This is a genomic window from Streptomyces sp. NPDC021019, assembly GCF_044333295.1.
In the GTDB taxonomy this organism is placed as follows: Bacteria; Actinomycetota; Actinomycetes; order Streptomycetales; family Streptomycetaceae; genus Streptomyces.
Window position 1 is genome coordinate 451,387 of record NZ_JBIRQR010000005.1, and the last position, 23,146, is coordinate 474,532.

Annotated in this window: 23 protein-coding genes and 2 pseudogenes; 14 read left to right on the plus strand and 11 right to left on the minus strand. The window is 73.0% G+C overall.

The features are described 5' to 3' along the window. The first annotated feature begins 67 nt into the window (after nucleotides 1–67). The 4 genes from ACH4RG_RS27105 to ACH4RG_RS27120 all read left to right on the plus strand — a co-directional run bounded on the left by ACH4RG_RS27105 (nucleotide 68) and on the right by ACH4RG_RS27120 (nucleotide 3,740). Nucleotides 68–928 (plus strand): DeoR/GlpR family DNA-binding transcription regulator, encoded by an 861-nt coding sequence (locus tag ACH4RG_RS27105; RefSeq protein WP_397924369.1) that lies wholly within the window; start codon nucleotides 68–70, stop codon nucleotides 926–928. A 64-nt stretch (nucleotides 929–992) separates the two neighbouring features. Further along, on the plus strand, nucleotides 993–1,439 hold the full coding sequence (locus ACH4RG_RS27110) for an SRPBCC family protein (RefSeq protein WP_397924367.1): 447 nt from the start codon (nucleotides 993–995) through the stop codon (nucleotides 1,437–1,439). Nucleotides 1,440–1,618: 179 nt separating this feature from the next. Next, nucleotides 1,619–3,199 (plus strand): SDR family oxidoreductase, encoded by a 1,581-nt coding sequence (locus ACH4RG_RS27115; protein ID WP_398163238.1) that lies wholly within the window; start codon nucleotides 1,619–1,621, stop codon nucleotides 3,197–3,199. A gap of 61 nt (nucleotides 3,200–3,260) precedes the next feature. Next, nucleotides 3,261–3,740: an SRPBCC family protein gene (locus ACH4RG_RS27120; protein WP_398163237.1), complete on the plus strand. Its 480-nt coding sequence runs from the start codon at nucleotides 3,261–3,263 to the stop codon at nucleotides 3,738–3,740. A 21-nt stretch (nucleotides 3,741–3,761) separates the two neighbouring features. On the opposite strand, the gene ACH4RG_RS27125 is transcribed toward ACH4RG_RS27120, so the two are convergent. Then, the gene (locus ACH4RG_RS27125; RefSeq protein WP_397924361.1) at nucleotides 3,762–4,895 is read right to left on the minus strand and encodes a PLP-dependent cysteine synthase family protein; all 1,134 of its coding nucleotides are present in this window, start codon (nucleotides 4,893–4,895) and stop codon (nucleotides 3,762–3,764) included. Between the two features lie 235 nt (nucleotides 4,896–5,130). On the opposite strand from ACH4RG_RS27125, the gene ACH4RG_RS27130 reads away from it, so the two are divergent. Both ACH4RG_RS27130 and ACH4RG_RS27135 read left to right on the plus strand, forming a co-directional pair. Continuing rightward, nucleotides 5,131–5,448, plus strand: coding sequence for a hypothetical protein (locus tag ACH4RG_RS27130; RefSeq protein ID WP_361877905.1), 318 nt, complete (start codon nucleotides 5,131–5,133; stop codon nucleotides 5,446–5,448). Between the two features lie 258 nt (nucleotides 5,449–5,706). After that, complete coding sequence (locus ACH4RG_RS27135) at nucleotides 5,707–6,225, plus strand: ATP-binding protein (protein ID WP_003970858.1); 519 nt, start codon at nucleotides 5,707–5,709, stop codon at nucleotides 6,223–6,225. An 81-nt stretch (nucleotides 6,226–6,306) separates the two neighbouring features. Here ACH4RG_RS27135 and ACH4RG_RS27140 read toward each other — a convergent pair. Beyond that, a pseudogene (locus tag ACH4RG_RS27140) lies at nucleotides 6,307–6,608 on the minus strand (SHOCT domain-containing protein). Between the two features lie 247 nt (nucleotides 6,609–6,855). After that, the gene (locus ACH4RG_RS27145; RefSeq protein ID WP_398540390.1) at nucleotides 6,856–8,070 is read right to left on the minus strand and encodes an ROK family protein; all 1,215 of its coding nucleotides are present in this window, start codon (nucleotides 8,068–8,070) and stop codon (nucleotides 6,856–6,858) included. A gap of 239 nt (nucleotides 8,071–8,309) precedes the next feature. Here ACH4RG_RS27145 and ACH4RG_RS27150 point away from each other — a divergent pair, with 239 nt between their 5' ends. From ACH4RG_RS27150 to ACH4RG_RS27160, 3 genes are all read left to right on the plus strand, one after another. Next, a complete protein-coding gene (locus ACH4RG_RS27150) occupies nucleotides 8,310–9,440 on the plus strand; it encodes an MFS transporter (RefSeq protein WP_397924356.1) in 1,131 nt (376 codons plus the stop codon). 113 nt (nucleotides 9,441–9,553) lie between these two features. Then, nucleotides 9,554–9,919: an SCO4225 family membrane protein gene (locus ACH4RG_RS27155; RefSeq protein ID WP_397924354.1), complete on the plus strand. Its 366-nt coding sequence runs from the start codon at nucleotides 9,554–9,556 to the stop codon at nucleotides 9,917–9,919. A 32-nt stretch (nucleotides 9,920–9,951) separates the two neighbouring features. Continuing rightward, nucleotides 9,952–10,704: a maleylpyruvate isomerase family mycothiol-dependent enzyme gene (locus tag ACH4RG_RS27160; protein ID WP_398163234.1), complete on the plus strand. Its 753-nt coding sequence runs from the start codon at nucleotides 9,952–9,954 to the stop codon at nucleotides 10,702–10,704. Here the strand turns inward: ACH4RG_RS27160 and ACH4RG_RS27165 are convergent. Then, nucleotides 10,654–11,118, minus strand: a pseudogene (locus ACH4RG_RS27165) (sensor histidine kinase); the annotation flags it as partial. The gene ACH4RG_RS27160 and the pseudogene ACH4RG_RS27165 overlap by 51 nt on opposite strands. A 50-nt stretch (nucleotides 11,119–11,168) precedes the next feature. Further along, complete coding sequence (locus ACH4RG_RS27170; RefSeq protein ID WP_397924350.1) at nucleotides 11,169–11,870, minus strand: TetR/AcrR family transcriptional regulator; 702 nt, start codon at nucleotides 11,868–11,870, stop codon at nucleotides 11,169–11,171. Between the two features lie 146 nt (nucleotides 11,871–12,016). On the opposite strand from ACH4RG_RS27170, the gene ACH4RG_RS27175 reads away from it, so the two are divergent. Further along, on the plus strand, nucleotides 12,017–12,472 hold the full coding sequence (locus tag ACH4RG_RS27175) for a nitroreductase family deazaflavin-dependent oxidoreductase (protein ID WP_397924348.1): 456 nt from the start codon (nucleotides 12,017–12,019) through the stop codon (nucleotides 12,470–12,472). Nucleotides 12,473–12,542: 70 nt separating this feature from the next. On the opposite strand, the gene ACH4RG_RS27180 is transcribed toward ACH4RG_RS27175, so the two are convergent. Then, a complete protein-coding gene (locus tag ACH4RG_RS27180; RefSeq protein ID WP_397924346.1) occupies nucleotides 12,543–13,757 on the minus strand; it encodes a geranylgeranyl reductase family protein in 1,215 nt (404 codons plus the stop codon). Nucleotides 13,758–13,952: 195 nt separating this feature from the next. Here ACH4RG_RS27180 and ACH4RG_RS27185 point away from each other — a divergent pair, with 195 nt between their 5' ends. Both ACH4RG_RS27185 and ACH4RG_RS27190 read left to right on the plus strand, forming a co-directional pair. Beyond that, nucleotides 13,953–15,317 carry a dipeptidase gene (locus ACH4RG_RS27185; protein WP_397924344.1) on the plus strand — a complete coding sequence of 455 codons (1,365 nt, stop codon included), beginning with the start codon at nucleotides 13,953–13,955 and terminating at the stop codon, nucleotides 15,315–15,317. A 110-nt stretch (nucleotides 15,318–15,427) separates the two neighbouring features. Further along, nucleotides 15,428–16,117: an MBL fold metallo-hydrolase gene (locus ACH4RG_RS27190; protein ID WP_397924342.1), complete on the plus strand. Its 690-nt coding sequence runs from the start codon at nucleotides 15,428–15,430 to the stop codon at nucleotides 16,115–16,117. Between the two features lie 18 nt (nucleotides 16,118–16,135). Here the strand turns inward: ACH4RG_RS27190 and ACH4RG_RS27195 are convergent, their stop codons facing one another. Together ACH4RG_RS27195 and ACH4RG_RS27200 are read right to left on the minus strand one after the other, a co-directional pair. Then, nucleotides 16,136–17,173, minus strand: coding sequence for an NUDIX domain-containing protein (locus ACH4RG_RS27195; RefSeq protein WP_397924340.1), 1,038 nt, complete (start codon nucleotides 17,171–17,173; stop codon nucleotides 16,136–16,138). A 192-nt stretch (nucleotides 17,174–17,365) separates the two neighbouring features. Next, entirely contained in the window at nucleotides 17,366–18,295 is a 930-nt protein-coding gene (locus ACH4RG_RS27200) for an ROK family protein (protein WP_397924338.1), read from the minus strand. 208 nt (nucleotides 18,296–18,503) lie between these two features. Here ACH4RG_RS27200 and ACH4RG_RS27205 point away from each other — a divergent pair, with 208 nt between their 5' ends. After that, complete coding sequence (locus ACH4RG_RS27205; protein WP_397924336.1) at nucleotides 18,504–19,532, plus strand: LacI family DNA-binding transcriptional regulator; 1,029 nt, start codon at nucleotides 18,504–18,506, stop codon at nucleotides 19,530–19,532. A gap of 97 nt (nucleotides 19,533–19,629) precedes the next feature. Here ACH4RG_RS27205 and ACH4RG_RS27210 read toward each other — a convergent pair whose 3' ends face one another. Further along, the gene (locus ACH4RG_RS27210) at nucleotides 19,630–20,463 is read right to left on the minus strand and encodes an alpha/beta fold hydrolase (protein WP_397931617.1); all 834 of its coding nucleotides are present in this window, start codon (nucleotides 20,461–20,463) and stop codon (nucleotides 19,630–19,632) included. Between the two features lie 100 nt (nucleotides 20,464–20,563). Here ACH4RG_RS27210 and ACH4RG_RS27215 point away from each other — a divergent pair, with 100 nt between their 5' ends. Next, complete coding sequence (locus ACH4RG_RS27215; protein WP_397931614.1) at nucleotides 20,564–21,112, plus strand: CGNR zinc finger domain-containing protein; 549 nt, start codon at nucleotides 20,564–20,566, stop codon at nucleotides 21,110–21,112. A gap of 215 nt (nucleotides 21,113–21,327) precedes the next feature. Here the strand turns inward: ACH4RG_RS27215 and ACH4RG_RS27220 are convergent, their stop codons facing one another. Together ACH4RG_RS27220 and ACH4RG_RS27225 are read right to left on the minus strand one after the other, a co-directional pair. Beyond that, nucleotides 21,328–22,626, minus strand: a complete 1,299-nt coding sequence (locus ACH4RG_RS27220) for a DUF6986 family protein (protein WP_397924330.1) — start codon at nucleotides 22,624–22,626, stop codon at nucleotides 21,328–21,330. 163 nt (nucleotides 22,627–22,789) lie between these two features. Further along, nucleotides 22,790–23,146, minus strand: a 357-nt coding sequence (locus ACH4RG_RS27225; RefSeq protein WP_398540391.1) for an electron transfer flavoprotein subunit alpha/FixB family protein, incomplete at its 5' end; no start/stop codon positions are given.

Below are 23,146 nucleotides of genomic sequence, written 5' to 3' on the forward strand. Positions count from 1 at the left end.
TGGCAGGATGAGCGTGTCGCGCAGACCGCTGCGGACCGTACGGCAGAGGGAAGGACCGGGCCCGGCGTTGAGCGAGAATCAGAACCTGCTCGCGGAGCAGCGACGTGCGCTGATCCTCGACGAGGTGCGCAGGCGTGGTGGGGTCCGGGTCAACGAGCTGACCCGCAAGCTGAACGTCTCCGACATGACGATCCGCCGGGACCTGGACGCGCTGGACCGCCAGGGCGTGATCGAGAAGGTCCACGGCGGCGCGGTCCCGGTCGTCGAGGCGAGTACGCACGAACCCGGGTTCGAGGCGAAGTCGGCGCTGGAGCTGAGCGCCAAGGAGGACATCGCGCGGGCGGCGGCGGCGCTGGCGGTGCCCGGCAGCGCGATCGCCCTCTCGGGCGGGACGACGACCTTCGCGCTGGCCCGGCATCTGCTGGACGTGCCGGATCTGACGGTGGTGACCAACTCGGTGCGGGTGGCCGACGTGTTCCACGACGCGCAGCGTCCGGCCGGGGGGCACGGTGCGCGGCCGGGGGCGGCGACGGTGGTGCTGACGGGCGGGGTGCGCACTCCCTCGGACTCCTTGGTCGGGCCGGTCGCGGACCGGGCCATCGACTCCCTCCACTTCGATGTGCTGTTCCTCGGTGTGCACGGGATCTCGGCCGAGGCCGGGCTCTCGACGCCCAACCTCGCGGAGGCGGAGACCAACCGTCGCTTCGTCCGGGCGGCGCGCCGGATCGTGGTCGTGGCCGATCACACCAAGTGGGGCACGGTGGGGTTGAGTTCCTTCGCGGCGCTGGAGGAGGTCGACACGTTCGTCACGGACGCCGGTCTGGCTCCGCAGACGCGCGGGGAGATCGAGGAACATCTGCCGGGTCTGCTGGTGGCGGGCGACTCTCCCGCCGGGGCCGCCGCCGCTTCGTCCGCCACCGAGGGCTGAGGCGGGGGCTCCGCATTCCGTTCGGCTCGGCGCGGGTGCGCCGGACACCCCATAGGATCGTGGGGTGGCCGTCTTCCGGATCGAGCGCTTCTCCCCTCTCCCCGCAGCCGAGGCCTGGCGTCGGGTGACCGACTGGGAACGGCACGGCGCGCAGGTGCCGTTGACCGCGGTCTCGGTCCCGACCGGACTTCCCTCGCAGCTCGGGACGGTCTTCGTGGCGCGTACGGGGCTGGGCCCGCTGGCGTTCGACGATCCGATGGAAGTGGTGAGGTGGACGCCTCCCGCCGGGGGCCGGGCCGGGGTCTGCCGACTGGAGAAGCGGGGGGCCGTGGTGCTGGGCCGGGCCTCGATCGACGTGCTTCCCACGGATTCCGGTTCCCATGTGGTCTGGGTCGAGGAACTGCGGGTGCGGCTGGTGCCCCGGTGGGGTGATCCGCTGCTCGCCTCCACCGGACGGCGGATGTTCGGCAAGGTTCTGGACGCCCTGCTCGCCTCCCCCGGCGACCGGTAGGACCGTCGGGCCGGAGCAGATGTACGTCGGCTTCTCCGCCAAGGTCGCCAACGACCGGGTGGCCGATTCGGTCCGGGTGAGGTGACCGTCACACGATTGCGCCGTACCCAGGGGATCGATGCCGCCGTACGGAGCCCCCCGACCGGTCGTACCGGCCGTTCGGTGCCAGAATCGGCCAGGTGACGGATCTGGGCGATACCTCTGCCGACCTGAGTCTCCCCGATGGCCCGGACGGCCCCGACAGCTCGCGTCCGCGCGCTCTGGTGACCGGGGCGACCGGCTATATCGGCGGCCGGCTGGTGCCCGCCCTGCTCGATGCGGGGTACCGGGTGCGCGCTCTCGCCAGAACGCCGAGGAAGCTGCGCGACTACCCGTGGGCGGACCGGGTCGAGGTGGTGCGCGGCGATGTCACCGACGCCGCGTCCCTGACGGAGGCGATGCGGGACGTCGATGTGGCGTACTACCTGGTGCACGCGCTCGGGTCCGGCTCGGACTTCGAGGAGACCGACCGCAGGGCGGCCCGGACCTTCGGCGAGCGGGCGCGGGCGGCCGGGGTGCGCCGGATCGTGTACCTGGGCGGGCTGTCCCCGGCCGGGGTGCCGGAGCGGAACCTGTCGCCGCATCTGCGCTCGCGGGCCGAGGTGGGGCACCTCCTGCTGGACTCCGGGGTGCCGACGGCGGTGCTGCGCGCGGCGATCGTGATCGGCTCGGGGTCCGCCTCGTTCGAGATGCTGCGGTATCTCACCGAGCGGCTGCCGCTGATGATCACCCCGAGCTGGGTGCGGACCCGGATCCAGCCGGTGGCCGTACGGGACGTCGTCCGGTATCTGGTGGGGAGCGCGAAGCTGCCCGATGAGGTGAACCGGGCCTTCGACATCGGCGGTCCGGACGTCATGACGTACCGGGACATGATGCAGCGCTACGCTCGGGTGGCGGGGCTGCGGCGCCGGCTGATCCTGCCGGTGCCGGTGCTCACCCCGACGCTCTCCAGCCGCTGGGTCGGTCTGGTCACCCCGGTGCCCAGCTCCATCGCCCGGCCGCTCACGGAATCGCTGCGCCACGAGGTGGTGTGCCGGGAGCACGACATCAAGGAGTACGTCCCCGATCCGCCGGACGGGCCCATCGGCTTCGACCGGGCGCTGCGCCTGGCCCTGAAGCGGATCCAGGAGGCGCGGGTCGACACCCGCTGGTCGAACGCCTCGGTGCCCGGCGCGCCGAGCGACCCGCTGCCCACCGACCCGGACTGGGCGGGCGGCAGCCTCTACCGCGACGAGCGGGAGCTGACCGTGCCGGTCGGACCGGACGCGCTGTGGCGGGTGATCGAGGGCATCGGCGGCGAGAACGGCTGGTACTCCTTCCCCCTGGCCTGGGCAGTACGCGGCTGGCTCGACCGGCTCGTCGGCGGGGTGGGGCTGCGGCGCGGCCGCCGGGACGCCCAGCGGCTTCGGGTGGGCGACTCGCTGGACTTCTGGCGGGTGGAGGAGATCCTGCCGGGCGAACTGCTGCGGCTGCGGGCCGAGATGCGGGTGCCGGGCCTGGCCTGGCTGGAGCTGTCGGTGCGCCGCGACGACCGGGGCCGGACGGTGTACGGGCAGCGTGCCCTGTTCCATCCGCGGGGACTGTTCGGCCACGCGTACTGGTGGAGCGTGTGGCCCTTCCACTCGGTGGTGTTCGGCGGCATGGCTCGCAACATCGCCGAGGCGGCCTCGGCCGAGGAGAAACGGCGTGCGTCGACGGCCGACAGTGGTACAGACAACTGACGGCCCTGCCGCTAGGGTGTGCCCGGCCCAACACGCCGCAGACCGCCGGGAGGTGCACGCGATGGCACGCCTACTCCGCACCGTGGGACGGGAGTTCGTCGATTCCGCGCCGATTCGTCTGGTGTTCGCCGCCGAGGTGTCCGCGCCGGTGGGCGTGGTGTACCGCGCGCTCGCCGAGGATGTCGCGTCCTGGCCTTCGTGGTTCACCGCCGTCATCCTGGCCACGCCCACCCATGAAGGGGCGGGCCGCGAGGTGCGGCTGCGGGGCGGGGTCCGGTTCCGCGAGACGATCGTGGCCGCCGAACCGGACACGTGCTACGCCTACCGGGCCGACGAGTCCAACGCGCCGGGTCTCCGTGCCCTGTTGGAGGAGTGGCGGCTCACTCCGGAGGGGTCCGGTACCCGGGTGCAGTGGACCTTCGCGGCCGACGGGACGGGGCTGTTCCGTCTGGTGCTGAGCCTCGCGCGGGCGGGGGTGGGCCGGTCCTTCCGGGACGCCGTACGCCGCCTGGACGCCCGGCTGGCGACGACGACGCCCTGAGCTGTGCGGCCGGCGCAGGCCTCAGCAGGGCCAGGTTCCGGTGGTGAGGAAGTCGTCGATGGCGGCGGTGTATGGGGCGATGTCCAGGTCCTGTTCCTCCAGCCACGCGTCGGAGTAGTACTTGTCCAGGTAGCGGTCGCCCGGGTCGCACAGCAGCGTGACGACGCTCCCTCGCTCGCCCCGCTCCACCATCTCGGCGATCAGCTTGAACGCGCTCCACAGTCCGGTGCCCGTCGACCCGCCCGCCTTGCGGCCGATGGCGCGGTCCAGGGCACGGACGGCGGCGACACTGGCGGCGTCGGGCACCTTCATCATGCGGTCGATGGCGCCGGGCACGAAGCTGGGCTCCATGCGCGGGCGGCCGATGCCCTCGATGCGCGAGCCCCTGTCGCTGGTGGCGAGCGGGTCGTGGTCGGTCCAGCCGTCGAAGAAACAGGAGTTCTCCGGGTCGGGCACACAGATACGGGTGTCGTGCTGGAGGTAGTGGACGTAGCGGGCGATGGTCGCCGAGGTGCCGCCGGTCCCGGCGGTGGCGACGATCCAGGCCGGCTCCGGGTAGCGCTCCAGGCGCAGCTGCTGGTAGATCGACTCCGCGATGTTGTTGTTGCCGCGCCAGTCCGTGGCGCGCTCCGCGTAGGTGAACTGGTCCATGTAGTGCCCGCCGGTCTCGGCGGCGAGGGCCGCGGACTGTTCGTACATGGTGCGCGAGTCGTCCACGAAGTGGCACCGCCCGCCGTGGAACTCGATGAGCCGGGTCTTCTCCGGGCTGGTGGTGCGCGGCATCACGGCGATGAACGGGACGCCGATCAGTTTGGCGAAGTACGCCTCCGACACGGCCGTGGAGCCGCTGGACGCCTCGATGACCGGCCTGTTGGGCCGGATCCAGCCGTTGCAGAGCCCGTACAGGAAGAGCGAGCGGGCGAGGCGGTGCTTGAGGCTGCCGGTGGGGTGCGTCGACTCGTCCTTGAGGTAGAGGTCGATGCCCCATGTCTCGGGCAGCGGGAAGCGCAGCAGGTGGGTGTCGGCGGAGCGGTTCGCGTCGGCCTGGACCTTGCGTACGGCCTCCTTCAGCCAGGCCCGGTACTCCGGGTCGCTGCGGTCGACGTCCACGGTCGCCCTGGCCCCGTGCCCGGCTGCGTGCTCACTGGTGTCCATGGGCCTGCTCCTGTTGGTCGTCGATCCGATGCTCGCGCCTCCACGATATGCACCCCACCTGCACAAACGGTCACTTTGATGGTCCATAGCGCTGCCTTTGCCCACCGCTCGCGGGGGCTGCGGCGACGGGCGGTGCGGGCGAGAGCCGGCCATGCTTCCGGGCCCTCTGGCGATCCGGCCCGCGCCGGGGCACACTGCACAGCAGGGAGTGGTGTCGAAGGGGGGCGAATCCGCCATGACGGACGTCGAGTTCAGTGCTTCGGGGGTCAGGATCGAGCGGTTCACCAGGTCGCTGACCAGGGCTGGTCAGGTGGTGGTGAAGGACGGGCGGCTGTCGCTGCTCACGAGCAACGGGCGGGAGATCGACAGCGCCCCGGTGGGCTCGGTCAGCGCCCGCACATGGTGGTTCATCGCGGCGGATTCCGTCATCGCCCGGGTGAACGGGGTGCGCTACCGGTTGACGATGGGACAGCGCAGCCGCAGACGCGACGGGGCGGCTCCACTGCGGCGTTTCCTGGAGGCTCTGCGCCACGCGCGCGGCCGTCGGGACTGACCGGGCCGGCACGGGCCCGGCGGGCCGGTTCGCGGGCCGCCGGGCTCCGCCGCGAGTTGCGGAGCCGTATCCCCTGGGCCACGCTGGTCCCATGTCACTGAAGGTGCATCCTCGGTGACAGAGCGATTCGCTCCACGGACCGGATCGCGCGACACGAGCAGACACGACAAGAGCAGAGCGGGTTCGGCAGTCAAGTCGTCCGCCGGCTCCGTTCGTTTCTCCTCTCTTCTTCCGGACCTATTTCGGGGAGTCGCAGCCGTGATCAGCGAGCCAAGCAGGCACTGCACGGTGGAGCTCCAGGCCCTGCCGTCGCGGATCGGTCAGGTCCGCAGAATCATTTCGGCGCAACTGCGCTACTGGCATCTCGATCCTCTGATCGACCAGGCGGCCCTGGGCGTCACCGAGCTTCTCACCAATGTTCACCGGCACGCACAGCCGGACAAGTCATGCACCGTCGACATCGAGCTGCTGCTCGACCGTCTGACGGTCTCCGTCCACGACCACGACCCACGCCTGCCCACAGTGAACGAGGCGGACTCCTTCGCCACGTCGGGGCGGGGTCTGGCCCTGATCGCCGCCGTCAGCGAGAGCTGGGGCGTGCGGCCGATCGGCTCGGCCGGAAAGGCCGTCTGGTTCACCCTGCCCGCGGCCACCGGCGCCTCGACCCTGCCACCGCTCGCGGTGTACGGGTCGATGACCGACGGGCCGTTCGGGGCCGTGACCATCACCCCCGACGACATCGTGGCCGTGCCCGCCCGGTCGGCGGTCGTCGGCTGAAACGGAGCGGGCGGGGCGGGCCACCGGTGTGCGGCAGGCCGGCTTCGCGCCGCCCCGCCGCACTCCGTTCCGGCCCGGTGGTCACGTCCTGCCGCCGCCCGCGGCCGGGCCGAACTGTTCGCCCAGGAGCGGCAGTCGGGGCCAGTACTCGTCCTCGTCGGACTCCCCTGCGGCGAAGCGGCGGCCGAGCAGCGCGATCGGTGAGGAGGCGGCGGCACCGCCCGCGCGGCACGGCCGGCCGACCACGTGCCTCGGCGGCCGCGCCCCACGGTGCGGCGCGGCAGGATGACGATCCCGATGACGACCGCCGCCCGGACGAGCGGGAGGAGCAGGAGCCAGGGACCGGGTCCGGCGACGTGCGCCGGGGTGTTCCTCTCGGTCAGCTCTCTCGTTCACGGAAGGGCACGGCGCCTTTCCGGTCGCTTTCGAGCCTGCCCGAGCAAGGTGCTCCGGGGCGTCGTCCACCCGGCGGTCGTACGCGTACTCCCGCGGAAGCGGTCTGAGCCCGTGCCGCGCCTGGCCTCCAGCGGCCGGCCGGGATGGCAGTGGCAGCGGCAGCGGCAGCGGCAGCGGCAGCGGCAGCGGCAGCGGCAGCGGTGAACGGTGCGCTGGCGGCGGGGCCTGCGGGCGTCAGGGCAGCGCCGCGAGCGGGTCGTCGAGGACCGGCTGCCAGGCCAGTTCGGCGGCGCCCACCAGGCTGTTGTGGGCCAGCGTGCACGGCAGGATCGGCACGCTGCCGCTGCGCCCCCACAGGCTCCGGTCCGCGACGACGGCGCGCAGCCGCTCCGGGTCCGCTTCCAGCAGGTCACGGTGGAGCCCGCCGAGGATGATCCGGTCCGGGTTGAGGATGTTGACCAGTCCGGCCAGCCCCAGCCCCAGGCGGTCGATCAGCGCTTCGGCGGCGTGCCGTACGGCGAGGTCTCCGTACTCCGTACGGAGCAGGTTTCCGGCCTGCTTGAGGAGGGACTCCTCGGGACCCGGTTCGCGGCGGGCGGTGGTGAGGAAGGCCAGCGGGTCGGTCTCCACGTCGAGGCAGCCGCGCCCGCCGCAGTGGCAGGGCCGCCCCTCGGGGTTCACGGTGAGATGTCCCACCTCCAGCGCGAGACCCGAACTCCCGCTGTGCAGGCGACCGTCGAGAACGAGGGCCCCGCCGACGCCCCGGTGCCCGGTGGCCACGCACAGGAGGTGCTGGGCGCCGCGGCCCGCGCCGTGCCGGTGCTCGGCCAGGGCTGTGAGGTTGACGTCGTTGCCGGTGAACGCGGGTCCGGTGATGCCCGCTTCGCGTACGCAGGCGGCGAAGATGTCGCGGACCGGGGAGCCGGCGGGCCAGGCGATGTGCAGGGGATTGAGGGCGGTGCCCTCCGGCTCGGCGACCGCGGAGGGCACCGCGAGCCCGGCCCCGACGCAGCGCAGCCCGCCCTCCCGCAGCAGCCCCGCCCCCGCTTCCACGACCTCGCCGAGCACCTGTGCCGGGTCGGCCATCACGGCGACGCAGCCCGGCGAGGTGGCGACGATCCGGCCGCCGAGCCCGACGAGCGCGGCCCGGAAGCCGTCGGCGTGCACCTGCGCGGCGAGGACGACGGGGCCGGTCTCCAGGACGGACAGCCGGTGCGAGGGGCGGCCCTGGGAGCCGGCCGCCGAACCGGGGCTGGAGTCGACCCGGATCAGCCCGAGCGCCTCCAGTTCCGCGGCGACCGCCCCGGCGGTGGCGCGGGTGACGCCGAGTTCGGAGGTGAGCACGGCCCGGGTGGGGGCGCGTCCGGTGTGGACCAGTTCCAGTGCGGGCCCGAGCGCACTGCGGCCCCTCTCCAACTTCGTCCGGGTGGTCGTCGCCTTGCCGTTCATGGGGGCGAGTCTCCCATGATCCGAAGGCGCCCCGGACGCCCCGGGCCTGCCCGGCGGCCCCGTCCCGGCCACGGCCGGGCCCCCGCGACGCACGGCGCGCAGCGGTGTTGCGCCCGTCGCCAGAGCGCCCCTATGCTGAGTTTGTGCCGCAACTAAACAAACTGCGGACGGCCCTACCCGGGGGACCTGGCGGAGACACCGCCGCACCCTCGTCGGCCCGCCTCCGTACCGCACTGACCGTGTTCTTCGCCCTCGACGGGTTCCTCTTCGCCGGCTGGGTGGTCCGTATCCCGGCCATCAAGCAGCAGACCGGAGCCTCCGCCTCCACCCTCGGCCTCGCCCTGCTGGGCGTCTCCGCCGGGGCGGTCGTCACCATGATGCTCACCGGCCGGCTGTGCCGCCGTTACGGCAGCCATGCCGTCACCGTGGTCTGCGGCCTCCTGCTTCCCCTGAGTATCGCCCTGCCCGCCCAGACCCACTCGGCGCTCTCCCTCGGACTCGTGCTGCTGGTGTTCGGAGCGGCGTACGGCGGGATGAACGTGGCAATGAACAGCGCCGCCGTCGACCTGGTCGCCGAACTGCGCCGGCCCGTGATGCCGAGCTTCCACGCGGCGTTCAGCCTGGGCGGCATGGTCGGCGCCGGGCTCGGCGGGCTGGTGGCGGGGGGCCTGGCCGCCTCCACGCACCTCTTCCTGCTGGCCGGGACAGGCCTGATCGTCACCGCGTTCGCCGGGCCCGCCCTGCTGCGCCACCGCCCGGCCCCCGCCGCCCCTCGGCCCGTCGACCGGGAAGCACCGAAGCAGCGGCTGTCGCCCCGGGCCCGCCGCGTCGTCGTGCTCTTCGGCGTGATCGCCCTGTGCACGGCGTACGGGGAAGGGGCCCTCGCCGACTGGGGCGCACTCCACCTGGAACAGGACCTGGGCGCGCACCCCGGGCTCGCCGCCGCCGGCTACGCGCTGTTCGCCCTGACGATGACGGCGGGCCGGCTGACCGGGACCATACTCCTGGAACGGCTCGGCCAGACCCGCACCCTCGTCCTCGGCGGCGCGACGGCCTCCGCCGGAATGCTGCTGGGCTCGCTGGCGCCGACCACCTGGCTGGCGCTGGCCGGGTTCGCGGTCACCGGCCTCGGGCTCGCCAACATCTTCCCCGTCGCGGTGGGGCGCGCGGGCGAACTCGCGGGGCCGAGCGGAGTCGCGGCGGCGTCGACGCTCGGCTACGGCGGGATGCTGCTCGGCCCGCCCGCGATCGGCTTCCTCGCCGACTGGTTCTCGCTGCCACTGGCCCTGACGACGGTCGCCCTGCTGGCCGCGGCGGCGGCCGCCCTGGGCTACGGAGCGCGCAACGCGACGACGGACGCGCACACCTGATCACCGCACACATGGCCGATTGAGTAGCCGTACTCAGGCGGGACCCGCTCGCCCGGCGCACGATGGAAGCCTCGACCGAGCAAGAGGCAGAGCGAGCAGCAGGGGAGCACACCATGACGCGCCTGACCGACCACCCGCACCTGAACACCCTGGTCCGGCTGACGTTCCGCAACCCCGCTTCCCTGATCTACCTCGGGCTGGTGCTCGCGGCGACGCTGTTCGTGGCCGCGGACACCCTGTTCGTCGCCCATGAGGACGCCTCGTTCTCCGGCGTCTGGCTGTTCCTCCTCGCGGCCCCGACCGTCTTCCTGTTCTTCCTCGGCGGCTCCCTCGCGGGCGCCGAGGCCGGCGGGCCCACCTGGTTCCTGGTGCTCGGCCTGGTGGTCTCGGTCCTCGTCCAGTCGCTGGCCCTGGGCTGGTTCGTCCGCCTGGTGCGCCGGACCGGATCGGCCGGTTCCGCGCACCCGCAGGGCGTCTGAGGACCGAACAGGGCCCTGGCACAATCGCCGCCATGCAGATCGCCGAGCACATAGCGTCGTTGTCCGAGGAAGGGCGGCTGCTCGCGGCCGCCGCCGAGCGGGCCGGATCGGGAGCATCGGTTCCGACCTGTCCCGGCTGGCAGATACGTCACCTCCTGCGGCACACCGGCATGGTGCACCGTTGGGCGGCGGCGTTCGTCACCGAGGCCCACACCGCCTACCGCCCGGACGGCGGCGAACCCGCTCTCGACGGCGCCGAACTCCTGGACTGGTTCCGCGAGGGACACCGCCATCTGGTCAGGTCCCTGGAGGAAGCCCCCGCCGGCCTGGACTGCTGGACCTTCCTGCCGGCCCCCTCTCCCCTGGCGTTCTGGTCCCGCCGCCAGCTCAACGAGACGACCGTGCACCGCGTGGACGCCGAGTCGGCGCTCGGCGGTCCGCTGACCGCGGTGTCCGCGGACCGGGCGGTCGACGGCATCGACGAACTCCTGACGGGGTTCCACGCCCGGCCCAAGAGCAAGGTGCGTTCCAAGAAGCCCCGGACGCTGCGGGTGCGGGCCGTGGACACGGAGGCGACCTGGACGGTACGGATCTCCCAGGATCCGCCCCGGGCCGTGCGGTCGGAGGCCGGGGCCCAGCCGGACGACGGCTTCGACTGCGAGCTGAGCGGTACGACGGAGGGGCTCTACCTCGCCCTCTGGAACCGGCTGCCGCTCACCGCCGTCACGCTGCGCGGCGACCGCTCGGTGGCCCGGATCTGGACGGACAACTCCGCGGTCACCTGATGAGCGCCGCCGGCCGAGAGACCGGGTGCGCCTCGGCCCAGCCGAGCCGACCGGGGCGCACCGGACCCGACGCGTAGGCGAGGACGACGAGTTGGGCCCGGTCGCGGGTCCCTCGTCGTCGACGCGGCTCCGGACGCGCCCGGAGCCGTAGCCGATGCGCACCAGGGCCGTACGGGAGCCGGAGTGGCGGACGACGTTGGTCAGGGCCTCCTGGACGATGCGGAAGGCGGCGAGACCGGGGCCGGGCGGGACGGCGGCCGGATCGCCCTCGCTCGCCACGGTGGTGAGCCCGGCGGACGCCGCCCGTTCGACGCGCTCGGGGAGCCGGCCCGGGCCGGGGGCCGGGGAGGTGGGGGCGTCGCCGGGCGCCCGGAGGCCGGCGAGCACCTGACGTACCTCGTCGAGCGCCTCCTTGCCGGGAAGTGCCAGGCGTCGCGGGCCGGACGAGACTTCGCGGACACGACCTACGGCTCGACCGCGCGCAGGCCGACCGAGCGGGCCAGGTCGCCCGCGGCCTGCCGGAACAGCGGCTCGCGCGCCTCGACGACCCGGTTGAACTGGCCGAACAGCTCGAAGGAGATCAGGCCGAACAGCTGGGCCCAGGCGGCGATCAGGGCCGCCACGGCGGCCGGAGGCACGTCCGGGGCGAACTCGGCGGCCATCCGCTCCGCGTCGGACCGCAGCTCCGGGGCGAGGGAGGGTACGGCGAGGTCCTCGGCCCGGGACGCGGTACGGACGATGTCGATGAGGACCAGCCCCACCCGGGACGCGGGCCCCACCGTGTCCATCGGGGCGGTGTAGCCGGGGACGGGTGAACCGTGGATCAGGGCGTACTCATGGGGGTGGGCGAGCCCCCACTCCCGTACGGCACAGGCCACCGCGATCCAGCGTTCGGCGGGCGGGGCCGCCCCCGCCCGCTCCTCCGCCGCCCGCTCCGCGACCGCGCCGATCGCGTCGAACGCGTCGACGATCAGCGCGGTGAGCAGGTCGTCGCGGCTGGGGAAGTAGCGGTAGAGCGCGGAGGAGACCATGCCCAGCTCCCGGGCCACGGCTCGCAGCGAGAGCTTCGCCGCGCCCTCCTCCGCGAGCTGCTTCCTGGCCTCGTCCTTGATGGCCGCGGTCACTTCGATGCGGGCGCGTTCCCTGGCCCCTCGGATGGTGCTCATGCGATCAGTCTGCCACGCGCATGGATCGCCGACCAGAAACAAGAGCGAGAATCCACGAAGAGAGCAGCGCTCTTGCTTCGGGGCGCCCAGCTCGTGCACACTGATCTCAAGCGAGAGCGCCGCTCTCTCAACTGCGGGAGTCACCCATGTCGCACCAGCCCTACTACCTCCGGGCGAGCGCCGCCGCCGAACGTCTCAACAGGATCGTCGGATGGCTGGCCCGACACGGCATCAGCCTGATGGGATCGGCCGAGCTGTCGGTGCGCGGGCGAAAGAGCGGGCAGCTTCAGCGCATCCCGGTCAATGCCCACGCCTTCGAGGGCGAGCGGTACGTCGTCTCGGCCCGGGGTCACTCGCAGTGGGTGCGCAACATGCGTGTCGCGGGCGGCGGAGAGCTGCGACTGGGGCGCAAGGTGAGCCGCTTCACCGCCGTGGAGATCGCCGACGACGCGCAGAAGGCCCGGATCATCCGGGCCTATCTGGAGCGGTGGGGCTGGGAGGTCAACCAGTACTTCCGGGGGATCACGGCGAAGTCCACCGACGCCGAGCTGCTCGCGGCCTGCCCGGACCACCCGGTCTTCCGCATCACGGTCGCGGGCTGACCCGTCCCGTCCGACGTAGGGGCGCCGCCCCGGCCGGGCGGAGCGGCACCCCGGAAAGCACGGTGCGGCCTCAGCGGTCCATCGCGGACAGCGCCCGCTGCGCCAGCGGATGCGTACGGACCAGCTCGGCCAGCGACGTCGTTCCCCGGGTGATTCCGGCGAACGCCTTCCACGCCGGGCGGAAGCCGGTCAGCACCGCGTGCAGCATCCCCGGCCGGCGCTCGAACAGCTTGAGCATGCGGCGGCCGACGCCCATCTCCACGCCGAGACCGGCCTTGATGGCGAAGGCGTAGTTGAGGGCCTGACGGCGGGCGTCCACCGCGTCGTGCGACTCGGCGATCCGGACCGCCCACTCCCCCGCGAGCCGGCCCGAGCGCAGCGCGAAGGAGATGCCCTCGCGGGTCCACGGCTCCAGCAGTCCGGCCGCGTCCCCGCAGACCACGACCCGGCCGCGGGAGAGCGGCGAGTCGTCGCTGCGGCAGCGGGTGAGGTGCCCCGAGGAGACGGACGGCTCGAACCCGGCGAGGCCGAGGCGGGCGATGAAGTCCTCCAGATACCGCTTGGTGCCCGCGCCGTCGCCGCGCGCCGAGATGACGCCCACGGTGAGCGTGTCCCCCTTGGGGAACACCCAGCCGTAACTGCCCGGCATCGGGCCCCAGTCGATGAGCACCCGGCCCGACCAGTCCTCCGCGACGGTGGCCGGAACCGGGATCTCCGCCTCCAGGCCGAGGTCGACCTGGTCGAGCTTCACCCCGACATGAGCTCCTATCCGGCCCGCGCTGCCGTCCGCGCCGACGACCGCCCGCGCGAGCACCGTCTCGCCACCGGCCAGCACCACGGCGACCGTACGCCGGTCGGGCACGGCCGGACCGTGCTGCTCGACCCGCACCACCGATGCCCCGGTGCGCAGTTCGGCACCGGCCTTCTGCGCCTCCTCGACCAGACCGGCGTCGAACTCCGGGCGGTTGATGAGCCCGAAGAGCATGCGCCGGGAGCGTCGGGTGCGCGACAGCTTGCCGTTGAGCGAGAAGGTGACCGCGTGGATGCGGTCCTTCAGGGGCAGTTCGAACCCCGGCGGCAGGGAGTCCCGCGAGAACCCGATGATGCCCCCGCCACAGGTCTTGTAGCGCGGCAGTTCCGCTTTCTCCAGCAGCAGGACTCTCCGGCCCGCCACGGCTGCCGCGTACGCCGCCGATGCGCCGCCCGGTCCGGCGCCGACCACGACGACATCCCACACGGACGACTCTTCCGGCTCACGTCCGGCGTCTGCGTTCTCGCTGCTCACGATGTGCTTCTGCTCCTGATCCGACCAGTGGCCCCAAGCTGCTCACGGCATCCTACGGCGCGTTCCGGCCAAGCCCTCCTGTGGGAGGATCGGCCATGATTTCGTCGTACATGCGTCGCCTCACCGACGGCGTCGCACACGGTCGCGTACACACCGCGCCCTACCCATAACGTCGCACCCACGAGGAGCGTGCCCATGACCGCCCGTCCGATTCCCGAGACCGTCGCCTCGCTGATGCCCCGCGCCCGGGAGGAGCTGGCCGAGCTGGTGGCGTTCCAGTCGGTGGCGGACCCGGCGGTGTTCCCGAGGAGCGAGTGCGAGGGCGCGGCGAACTGGGTCGCCGACGCCCTGCGCGCCGAGGAGTTCACGGACGTCGCCCTGCTGGACACCCCCGACGGCACGCAGTCCGTCTACGGGTTCCTGCCCGGCCCGGCCGGGGCTCCGACCGTGCTGCTCTACGCGCACTACGACGTGCAGCCGCCGCTGGACGAGTCGGCGTGGATCTCCCCGCCGTTCGAGCTGACCGAGCGCGACGGCCGCTGGTTCGGCCGGGGCGCGGCCGACTGCAAGGGCGGGTTCATCATGCACCTGCTCGCGTTGCGCGCCCTCAAGGCGAACGGTGGCGTCCCGGTCTCGGTGAAGGTGATCGCCGAGGGATCCGAGGAACAGGGCACCGGCGGTCTGGAGCGGTACGCGGAAGCGCACCCGGAGCTGCTCGCGGCCGACACGATCGTCATCGGCGACACCGGGAACTTCCGGGTCGGGCTGCCGACCGTCACCGCGACGCTGCGCGGGATGACGATGCTGCGGGTGCGGTTGGACACCCTTGAGGGGAACCTGCACTCGGGCCAGTTCGGTGGCGCGGCCCCGGACGCGCTGGCCGCGATGATCCAGCTGCTGGCCTCGCTGCGCGCCGAGGACGGGACGACCACGGTCGACGGTCTGACGGGCGACGCCGACTGGGACGGGCTCCAGTACCCGGAGGCGGAGTTCCGGCAGGACGCCAAGGTGCTGGACGGGGTGGAGCTGATCGGCACGGGCACGGTCGCGGACCGGATCTGGGCCCGCCCCGCCGTCACCGTCATCGGCATCGACTGCCCGCCGGTCGTCGGCGCGACACCGTCGGTGCAGGCGAGCGCGCGGGCGCAGATCAGCCTGCGGGTGCCGCCGGGCCAGGACGCCGCCGAGGCGACGAAGCTGCTCACCGCCCACCTGGAGTCCCGCGCGCCCTGGGGTGCGCGGGTGCGGGTGGAACAGGTGGGCCAGGGCCAGCCGTTCCGCGCGGACATGACCAGCCCGGCGTACACGGCGATGGCGGAAGCGATGCGGGACGCGTACCCGGGCCAGGAGATGCAGTCCTCCGGGATGGGCGGCTCCATCCCGCTGTGCAACACGCTGGCGGGCCTCTACCCGGAGGCGGAGATCCTGCTGATCGGGCTGAGCGAGCCCGAGGCGCAGATCCACGCGGTGAACGAGAGCGTGTCACCCGAGGAGCTGGAGCGGATGTCGGTCGCCGAGGCGCTGTTCCTGCGGAACTACGCGGAGTCGAAGAGGATCTGACCTCCTGAGGCCGCCCCACGGGGCGGCCGGGAGCGCCGCTACGCCCTCGGCGGAGTCGCCCGAAGCGTAGGTCCGTGCGGCGGACGTCCCCCGCCGCTTACGTTCGCCGCATGGATCTCGTCGAGGTACTCCCCCAGTTGCACATGTTCCGCTTCCGGATCGGTCAGGCCTATCTCTGGCACGACGGGACGGAGCTCACCCTGATCGACGCGGGTGACGTCGGGTCGGCCGCCGCGATCGAGGACGCGATCCGCACGCTCGGCCTCGACCCCGCCGGGATCCGGCGCATCGTCATCACCCATGGCCACCGGGACCACTACGGGGCCGCGCAGGAGCTGGCGGAGCGGCACGGCGCCGAGATCATCGCCCACGCACTGGACGCCCCGGTGGTACGGGGCGAGCGCCCCGTACCGGAGCCGGACCTGCTGGACTGGGAACTGCCGCTGTGGGAGCACGGGCTGACGGTCCCCGACGCCCCGCCCACCCGGGTCGACCGGGAGGTGACCGGCGGCGAGGTGCTGCCGTTCGGGGACGGGGCACGGGTGGTCCACGCCCCCGGTCACACGGCGGGCTCCGTCGCGCTCCATCTGCCGCGCCACGACGTGCTGTTCACCGGGGACACCGTCGCCTCCGCGGAGCGGCGGGTGATGCTCGGCGTGTTCAACGTGGACCGGGCCGGGGCGGCCGCCACGTTCCGGCGCCTGGCCGCGCTCGCGGCCCGCACCGTCTGCTTCGGTCACGGCGACCCGCTCACCGAGAACGCGGCCGCGGCGATGGACGCGGCGGCGAACGGCGCGTGAGCGGCGAACGGGCGCCGCTCAGCCCACCGGGACCCCTGCCTCCAGGTTCAGCACTGTCGACCGCTCGCGCGCCCGCAGGGCCCAGCGCAGCCGCTCGTACCGGGTGGGCGGCAGCATCCCCGCGGCCTCCTCCTCGGTGACGAAGCGCCAGCCGCGCAGCTCGGAGCCGGGCAGCAGCAGCCGGCCGGCGTCCTCGGAGCGCAACAGGCCGCCGTCGAAGAGGAAGCGCAGCCCGCCGTAGCCGGGCGGGCGGGGCGACTCCCAGTCGACGAGCAGCAGGGTGGGAACCCGGTCGAGGCGGAGGCCTATCTCCTCGGCGACCTCACGGATCCCGGCCTGTGCGGGAGCCTCGCCCGCCTCCACCACCCCGCCGGGAAACTCCCACCCCGGTTTGTACGTCGGGTCGACGAGCAGCACCCGGTCCTGCTCGTCGAAGAGCAGCACCCCGGCGGCCACCGTCTCGGCGGTCGGCTCCGGACTCTGGACGATCGGACACGGCGCGGCGTTCCCCGTGCGCACGGCGTCCGCGATCCGCTCGGCGGTCTCCCGGGGCGTGAGGACGCTGTTGTCGACCACATGCGCGTCCTCGGTGATCCAGTCGAGGGCGTCGCGGTACGGGCCGATGTGCTCGTACGCCCACCGGCGCACGCGCTCGCTCTGCTCCTCGTCGCCGGGAAACTCCTCCCGGCCCGCGATCCGGCTGCGCAGGATCGTTTCCTCAGGTGAGAGCGCCACATGCCGCACGGGAATGCGCCGGGAGGCGAGCCCTCCGAAGATCTCGTCGCGGTACTCCTGCCGCAGCAGGGTCATCGGCACCACCAGCACCCCGGGCACCTCGGCGAGCAGCGCCGCCGCCGTGTCCACCACGAGCCGCCGCCAGATCGGCAGGTCCTGGAAGTCGTCGACCTCGGCGAGCCTCTTCTGCGGGAGCAGACCGCGCAGCCCCGCGCCGGTGACCTCCGGGTCGTACAGCGTGCTGTTCGGGATCAGATCGATCAGTTCGCCCGCGGCGCTGGTCTTGCCCGCACTGAACGCACCGTTGATCCAGACGATCACGGTTCCCCCTCTTCCGTAGCCCCCTGTGGCTTGCCCGCAACACCCTGCCGCGGAAACCCCGCGGCGGCGACGGCGTTGACCGGATGCGGTCGTCCCGGCGACCGGAGGCCGGGCAGGACGCTCGGAACATGACCCCAGGAGGCGCCCGGCCCGACGAACCGGGCGCCCCCTGGAAGCTGTCGCCGGGGTTCGCTAGCGCAGCGCGATGGCCGCCGCCGCGGCCCCGACCAGACCCGCGTCGGTGCCCATCAGGGCGGGCGCCACGGTCAGCCGCCGGAGGTAGGAGAGCGTGGCGTAGTCGCGCAGGCTGCGGCGCAGCGGCACGAAGAGTACGTCGCCGGCCCCGGCCACTCCCCCGCCGACCACCGCGATGTCGAGGTCCGCCAGGGTGGCGGTGGCGGCGATGCCTGCCGCCAGCGCCTGGGCGGCACGCTCGTAGGAGGCGATGGCGACCGGGTCTCCGGCGCGGGCGGAGACGGCCACCGCGGCGGCTGTCGCGTCGCCGTCAAGGCCGGGGCGCCAGCCGTTCTCCAGCGCGCGGCGGGCGATGTTGGGGCCGCTGGCGATGCCCTCGACGCAGCCGCGCGCACCGCAGGGGCACGGGTCGCCGTCCAGGTCGACGCTGATGTGGCCGATGTGCCCGGCGTTGCCCGAGGGGCCGGACCGCGGGGTGCCGCCGAGGACGAGGCCGCCGCCGACGCCCGTCGACACGACGAGGCACAGCGCGTTGTCGTAGCCCCTGGCCGCGCCGAGCCAGTGCTCGGCGGCCGTCATCGCGACCCCGTCGCCGACCAGCGCGACCGATAGTCCGCCCGCCGCCTTGTGCACGCGCTCCACCAGCGGGAAGTCCCTCCAGCCGGGGACGTTGACCGGGCTGACCGTGCCGGCGGCGGCGTCCACCGGACCGGCGCTGCCGATGCCGACGGAGCCGGCGCGACCCCACAGCGGCGAGGCCGTCAGCTCGCCCAGCACCTCGTCCACGGCGCCCATGACCGCCTCGGCGCCCTCCCGGGCGGGCGTCGGCCGCTGTGCCCGTACGAGGAGGGAGCCGTCGCCGTCCACCAGTGCGCCGGCGATCTTGGTGCCGCCGATGTCGAGCGCGGCGACGAGGTCGGTATGCATCGGTGTGGGCTCTCCGGATCGGTGAGGGGGCGGGACCTGCGGGTTCCGTCCACAGTCTGCACAGTCTCCATTCTGTTGACAACGTTGTCCAGGGCCTATGCTCGACGCCACAGCCTCCGATCACCCCAGCGGCGCCCCCAGCGGGCCCCGCCCGGCGCCGGCCGGAGCACCGCAGCCCCGCCCGTAATCCGACGACAGGACAGCGCACGTGGACCGGACCGCCCGTCATTCCGAGACCCGCTACGGCAACCGGCCGACCATGAAGGACGTGGCGGCCCGCGCCGGAGTCGGCCTGAAGACGGTCTCCCGGGTGGTGAACAGCGAGCCGGGCGTGACACCGGACACCGAGCGCCGCGTGCAGGAGGCGATCGACGCACTCGGCTTCCGCCGCAACGACAGCGCCCGTGTGCTGCGCAAGGGCCGTACGGCATCCATCGGACTGGTCCTGGAGGATCTGGCGGACCCGTTCTACGGTCCGCTGAGCCGCGCCGTGGAGGAGGTCGCCCGCGCACACGGCGCGCTGCTGATCAACGGTTCCAGCGCCGAGGACCCGGAGCGGGAGCAGGAGTTGGTGCTGGCGCTGTGCGCCCGCCGGGTGGACGGTCTGATCGTGATCCCGGCGGGCGACGACCACCGTTATCTGGAGCCGGAGATCAAGGCGGGCATCGCCACGGTCTTCGTGGACCGCCCGGCGGGCCACGTGGACGTCGACATGGTGCTCTCCGACAGCTTCGGCGGGGCCAGGGAGGGCGTGGCCCACCTCATCGCGCACGGCCACCGCAGGATCGGATTCATCGGCGACCAGCCGCGGATCCACACGGCCACCGAGCGACTGCGCGGCTATCACGCCGCCATGCGGGACGCGGGCATCACCGTCGAGGACGGGTGGGTCTCCCTCGGCTCCACCGAGCCGGAGCGGGTGCGGGCCGCCGCCGAGGAGATGCTCTCCGGGCCCGAGCCGGTCACCGCGCTGTTCGCGGGCAACAACCGGGTGACGGTGACGGCGGTCCGGGTGATCGCGGAGCGGGAGCGGCCGGTGGCGCTCGTGGGGTTCGACGACATCGAGCTGGCCGACCTGCTCGGCATCACCGTGATCTCCCAGGACGCCGCGGCGGTCGGCAGGACCGCCGCCGAGCACCTCTTCCGCCGCCTCGACGGGGCGGACCACGCCACGGCACGGGTGGAACTGCCGACGACGCTGATCCCCCGCGGCTCGGGCGAACTGCCCCCCGCCTGAGGCCCGTCGAGCACGGCCGACCGCACGGGGGCACCGGGCCGACCGCGTCGCGGGGATGCGAGAACCGCACGCCGGGACGGCGCCCGTCGGCGCGTGGTCAGGCGCCGGCGCCGGCCTGCCGGAATTCCCTGGTCAGCAGGGCCAGCAGTTGCGCGGGGGCGTCCTCCTGCACCGTATGGCCCGCGCCCTCGATCCAGTGCAGTTCGGAGTGCGGGATCAGCGCGTGCAACTGCTCGGCGAAGGGCGCCGGCAGGAACCGGTCCTCACGCCCCCAGATGATCCGGGTCGGCACCGGAACGTCCCCCAGCAGGTGCTGGAACTCGTCGGTCGCGGCCTGTTCGGCCTGCCGGTACTGGCGGTAGTACGCGGCCCGGCCGCGCTCGCCGCGCCACGGATCGACATGGGCCGACAGGACGTCCGCCCGATAACCGGTGTGCGTCGCGTGGCGCAGGTGGCTCTCGACCAGCGCCTCGTGGGCGTAGCCGGGGAGTTGCTCGAAGAGGTGCGCGTTCTCCCTGATGAGCCGGAAGAACCCGGTGCCCCACTCCCCGCAGGCCACCGCGTCCACCAGGGTGAGGTCCGCGTACCGCGCGCCGTGCAGGAGCAGCGCCCGCAGGGCCACGGCCCCGCCGATGTCGTGGGCGATCACGCGCGGGCGCTCCAGCCCCCAGTGCTCCAGGAGCCGGGTGAAGACCTTCGCCTGCGCCGCAGGACCGACGTCCTGCCCGTCGCGCTGCTCCGACTGTCCGAACCCGAGCAGGTCCCAGAGGTGGACGCGGTGGTCGCGGGCGAGCGCCGGGGCGATGTCGCGCCAGATGAGCGAGGAGAAGGGGGTGCCGTGCAGCAGGACCACCGGCTCCCCCGCCCCCAGCACGTCCCAGCGGACCGAACCGTCCGGAGTCTCGAACGTCCTGGTCAGCTTCCCGTTCATGGTGCGCCTCCTGGGGTGCGATGGGGAGGGGGAACCCTCACTGGACCATCGACGTTACCAGCTAATGCTCATTGTCGGTAACTTAGGTAAGATGGTGACCATGCGACGGAACCCTGCGCCCGCGGAGCTCGAACTGGTCGAGGACTTCTGCAACACGGCCACCCATCTCCACGACGAGGACGATCTCGCCCGGCCGGAGACGGCTGCCCGGTGGCTCGGCGCGCACGGCTTCCCGACACCGGCCGATCAGGGAGAGCTGGCCTCACTCGCGCAGGCGCGCGAGACCGTGCGGGCCTTTCTGGTCGAGCGGACCTCACCGGAGGCGGTCGACGCTCTCAACCGGCTCATCGCCGCGGTCGCGGGTGCTCCCGCCGTACGCCCCGACGGCACGCTCACCCTGCGGCCGGCCTCCGGCGGGGCGGCGGCGGAGGTGGTACGCCCGGTGCTCGAAGCCCTCCTGGCGCATGGCCTGACCGGACGTCACGCCACCCGCCTCAAGGCCTGCGCGGCACCGGAGTGCCGCTGGGTCTTCTACGACCGGGCACCGTCGTCGAACGGTCTCTGGTGCGACATGGACGTGTGCGGCGCACGGCACAAGATGCGCGCCTACCGCGCCCGCGGCGGGGCGGCCGCGCGCCGGGACGCCTGAGGACGGGCCGGGACCCCGCCTTCCCTGGGCCCTGTCGTCAAACGGCCGCCTGCCCTCCGGGGGACGACGGAAGTTCGACGACGGAAGTTCGACGACAGGAGTTCGACGACAGGACCCGGGACACGTCCCGGAGGATCGTTCACGGCGGCCGGGCACGCCGGAGCGCCCCGGCGGGAGGGACCGTCCCGCCGGGGCGCGAAATCCGCTGACGCCCCTTACGGAGTCGTGACCGTCAGGTCGCCCCGGCGAGGCGAGGCGAAGGCCTCCAGGTCCGCGCGGGTCAGGCCGGTCAGCCGAGCCACCTCCGCGGTGTCCAGCGCGCCGCAGTCGATGCCGCGCAGCAGGTAACCGCCGAGGGCCTTGGCGGTGGCGGGCTCGTCCATGACGTCGCCGCCGGCCTTGGCCACATAGGCGGCGAGCCGGGCGGCGGCCGGCTCCAGGCCCTCCCGGTAGAAGGCGTAGACGGCCGCGTAGCGCGTCGGCAGGTGACCGGGGTGCATGTCCCAGCCCTGGTAGTACGCACGGGCCAGAGCGCGGCGGGTGAGGCCGTAGTGCAGCCGCCAGGCCTCGTGGACCTGGTCGGTCGGGCCGACGGGCAGGACGTTGGTCGAGCCGTCGGAGACGCGTACGCCGGTGCCCGCGGCGGCGACCTGCATGACGGCCTTGGCGTGGTCGGCGGCCGGGTGGTCGCTGGCCTGATAGGCGGCGCTGACCCCGACACAGGCGCTGTAGTCGAAGGTGCCGTAGTGCAGTCCGGTCGCCCGGCCCCGCGCGGCGTCGATCATGCGGGCCACCGCGGCGGTCCCGTCGGCGGCGAGGATCGACTGGCTCGTCTCGATCTGGATCTCGAAGCCGATGCGTCCGGCGTCGAGGCCGTGCGCCTTCTCGAATGCTTCCAGGAGCTGGACGAAGGCGGTGACCTGCTCGGGGTACGTGACCTTCGGGAGGGTCAGCACGAGCCCTTCGGGCAGGCCTCCGGCCGCCATCAGCCCGCTGAGGAAGACGTCCGTGGTGCGGATGGACCGGTCACGGACGCCGGCCTCCATGCACTTCATCCGGATGCCCATGTAGGGGGCCGCCGTGCCGTTCGCGTACGCCTCCGAGACCAGCCGGGCGGCACGGGCTGCGGCCTCGTCCTCCTCGGCGTCCGGGCGGGGGCCGTAGCCGTCCTCGAAGTCGATGCGCAGATCCTCGACGGGCTCGCGCTCCAGCTTGGCCCGTACGCGGTCGTGGACCGGGCCCGCCAGCTCCTCGGGGATCCCGAGGACCGCGGCGAACGACGCGGCGTCGGGGGCGTGTTCGTCGAGGGCGGCCAGCGCCTGGTCGCCCCAGGAGCGCAGGGAGCCGGGCTCGAAGACGTCACCCGGTACGTAGACGGTGTGCACGGGCTGGCGGGTGCCGGGATCGCCCGGGTAGCGGCGGGCGAGTTCCGCGTCGACCGCCGTGAGGGAGGCACTGATCTCCTCGCTGACCGCACCGGCGAGGCTCGTTGCCACCTTCTCCTGCTGACCCATGACCATACCCTCCACGCTCTCGCTTTTTCCGCTTCCCGGAATCAACAATCCGTATAGTGAAGTTATAAGGCCGCTCGACCTGCGTCAATGGTCGTCCGGAACGGCCGCGGGCCGCGCGGTGGGGTTCACCGTGCGGCCCGGGGCGGGGTGTTCTGCGGAGGGGTCAGCCCTTGCGGGTGTTGATCTCCTCGGTGAGCTGGGGCACGACGGCGAAGAGGTCGCCGACGACGCCGTAGTCGACGAGTTCGAAGATCGGGGCCTCGGCGTCCTTGTTGACCGCGACGATCGTCTTCGAGGTCTGCATACCCGCCCGGTGCTGGATCGCGCCGGAGATACCCGAAGCGATGTACAGCTGCGGCGAGACCGACTTACCCGTCTGCCCGACCTGGGAGGTGTGCGGGTACCAGCCCGCGTCGACCGCGGCACGCGACGCACCCACAGCCGCACCCAGACTGTCGGCCAGCGCCTCGATCAGCGGGAAGTTCTCCGCACCGTTGACCCCACGGCCACCGGAGACCAC

Bases quoted from the DNA above. Each gene is read 5' to 3' on its own strand.
- ACH4RG_RS27120 (WP_398163237.1), top strand. From the start codon at position 3,261: ATGGCACGCCTACTCCGCACCGTGGGACGGGAGTTCGTCGATTCCGCG.
- ACH4RG_RS27125 (WP_397924361.1), bottom strand. From the start codon at position 4,895: ATGGACACCAGTGAGCACGCAGCCGGGCACGGGGCCAGGGCGACCGTG.
- ACH4RG_RS27130 (WP_361877905.1), top strand. From the start codon at position 5,131: ATGACGGACGTCGAGTTCAGTGCTTCGGGGGTCAGGATCGAGCGGTTC.
- ACH4RG_RS27145 (WP_398540390.1), bottom strand. From the start codon at position 8,070: ATGAACGGCAAGGCGACGACCACCCGGACGAAGTTGGAGAGGGGCCGC.
- ACH4RG_RS27155 (WP_397924354.1), top strand. From the start codon at position 9,554: ATGACGCGCCTGACCGACCACCCGCACCTGAACACCCTGGTCCGGCTG.
- ACH4RG_RS27160 (WP_398163234.1), top strand. From the start codon at position 9,952: ATGCAGATCGCCGAGCACATAGCGTCGTTGTCCGAGGAAGGGCGGCTG.
- ACH4RG_RS27170 (WP_397924350.1), bottom strand. From the start codon at position 11,870: ATGAGCACCATCCGAGGGGCCAGGGAACGCGCCCGCATCGAAGTGACC.
- ACH4RG_RS27175 (WP_397924348.1), top strand. From the start codon at position 12,017: ATGTCGCACCAGCCCTACTACCTCCGGGCGAGCGCCGCCGCCGAACGT.
- ACH4RG_RS27185 (WP_397924344.1), top strand. From the start codon at position 13,953: ATGACCGCCCGTCCGATTCCCGAGACCGTCGCCTCGCTGATGCCCCGC.
- ACH4RG_RS27190 (WP_397924342.1), top strand. From the start codon at position 15,428: ATGGATCTCGTCGAGGTACTCCCCCAGTTGCACATGTTCCGCTTCCGG.
- ACH4RG_RS27200 (WP_397924338.1), bottom strand. From the start codon at position 18,295: ATGCATACCGACCTCGTCGCCGCGCTCGACATCGGCGGCACCAAGATC.
- ACH4RG_RS27210 (WP_397931617.1), bottom strand. From the start codon at position 20,463: ATGAACGGGAAGCTGACCAGGACGTTCGAGACTCCGGACGGTTCGGTC.
- ACH4RG_RS27215 (WP_397931614.1), top strand. From the start codon at position 20,564: ATGCGACGGAACCCTGCGCCCGCGGAGCTCGAACTGGTCGAGGACTTC.
- ACH4RG_RS27220 (WP_397924330.1), bottom strand. From the start codon at position 22,626: ATGGGTCAGCAGGAGAAGGTGGCAACGAGCCTCGCCGGTGCGGTCAGC.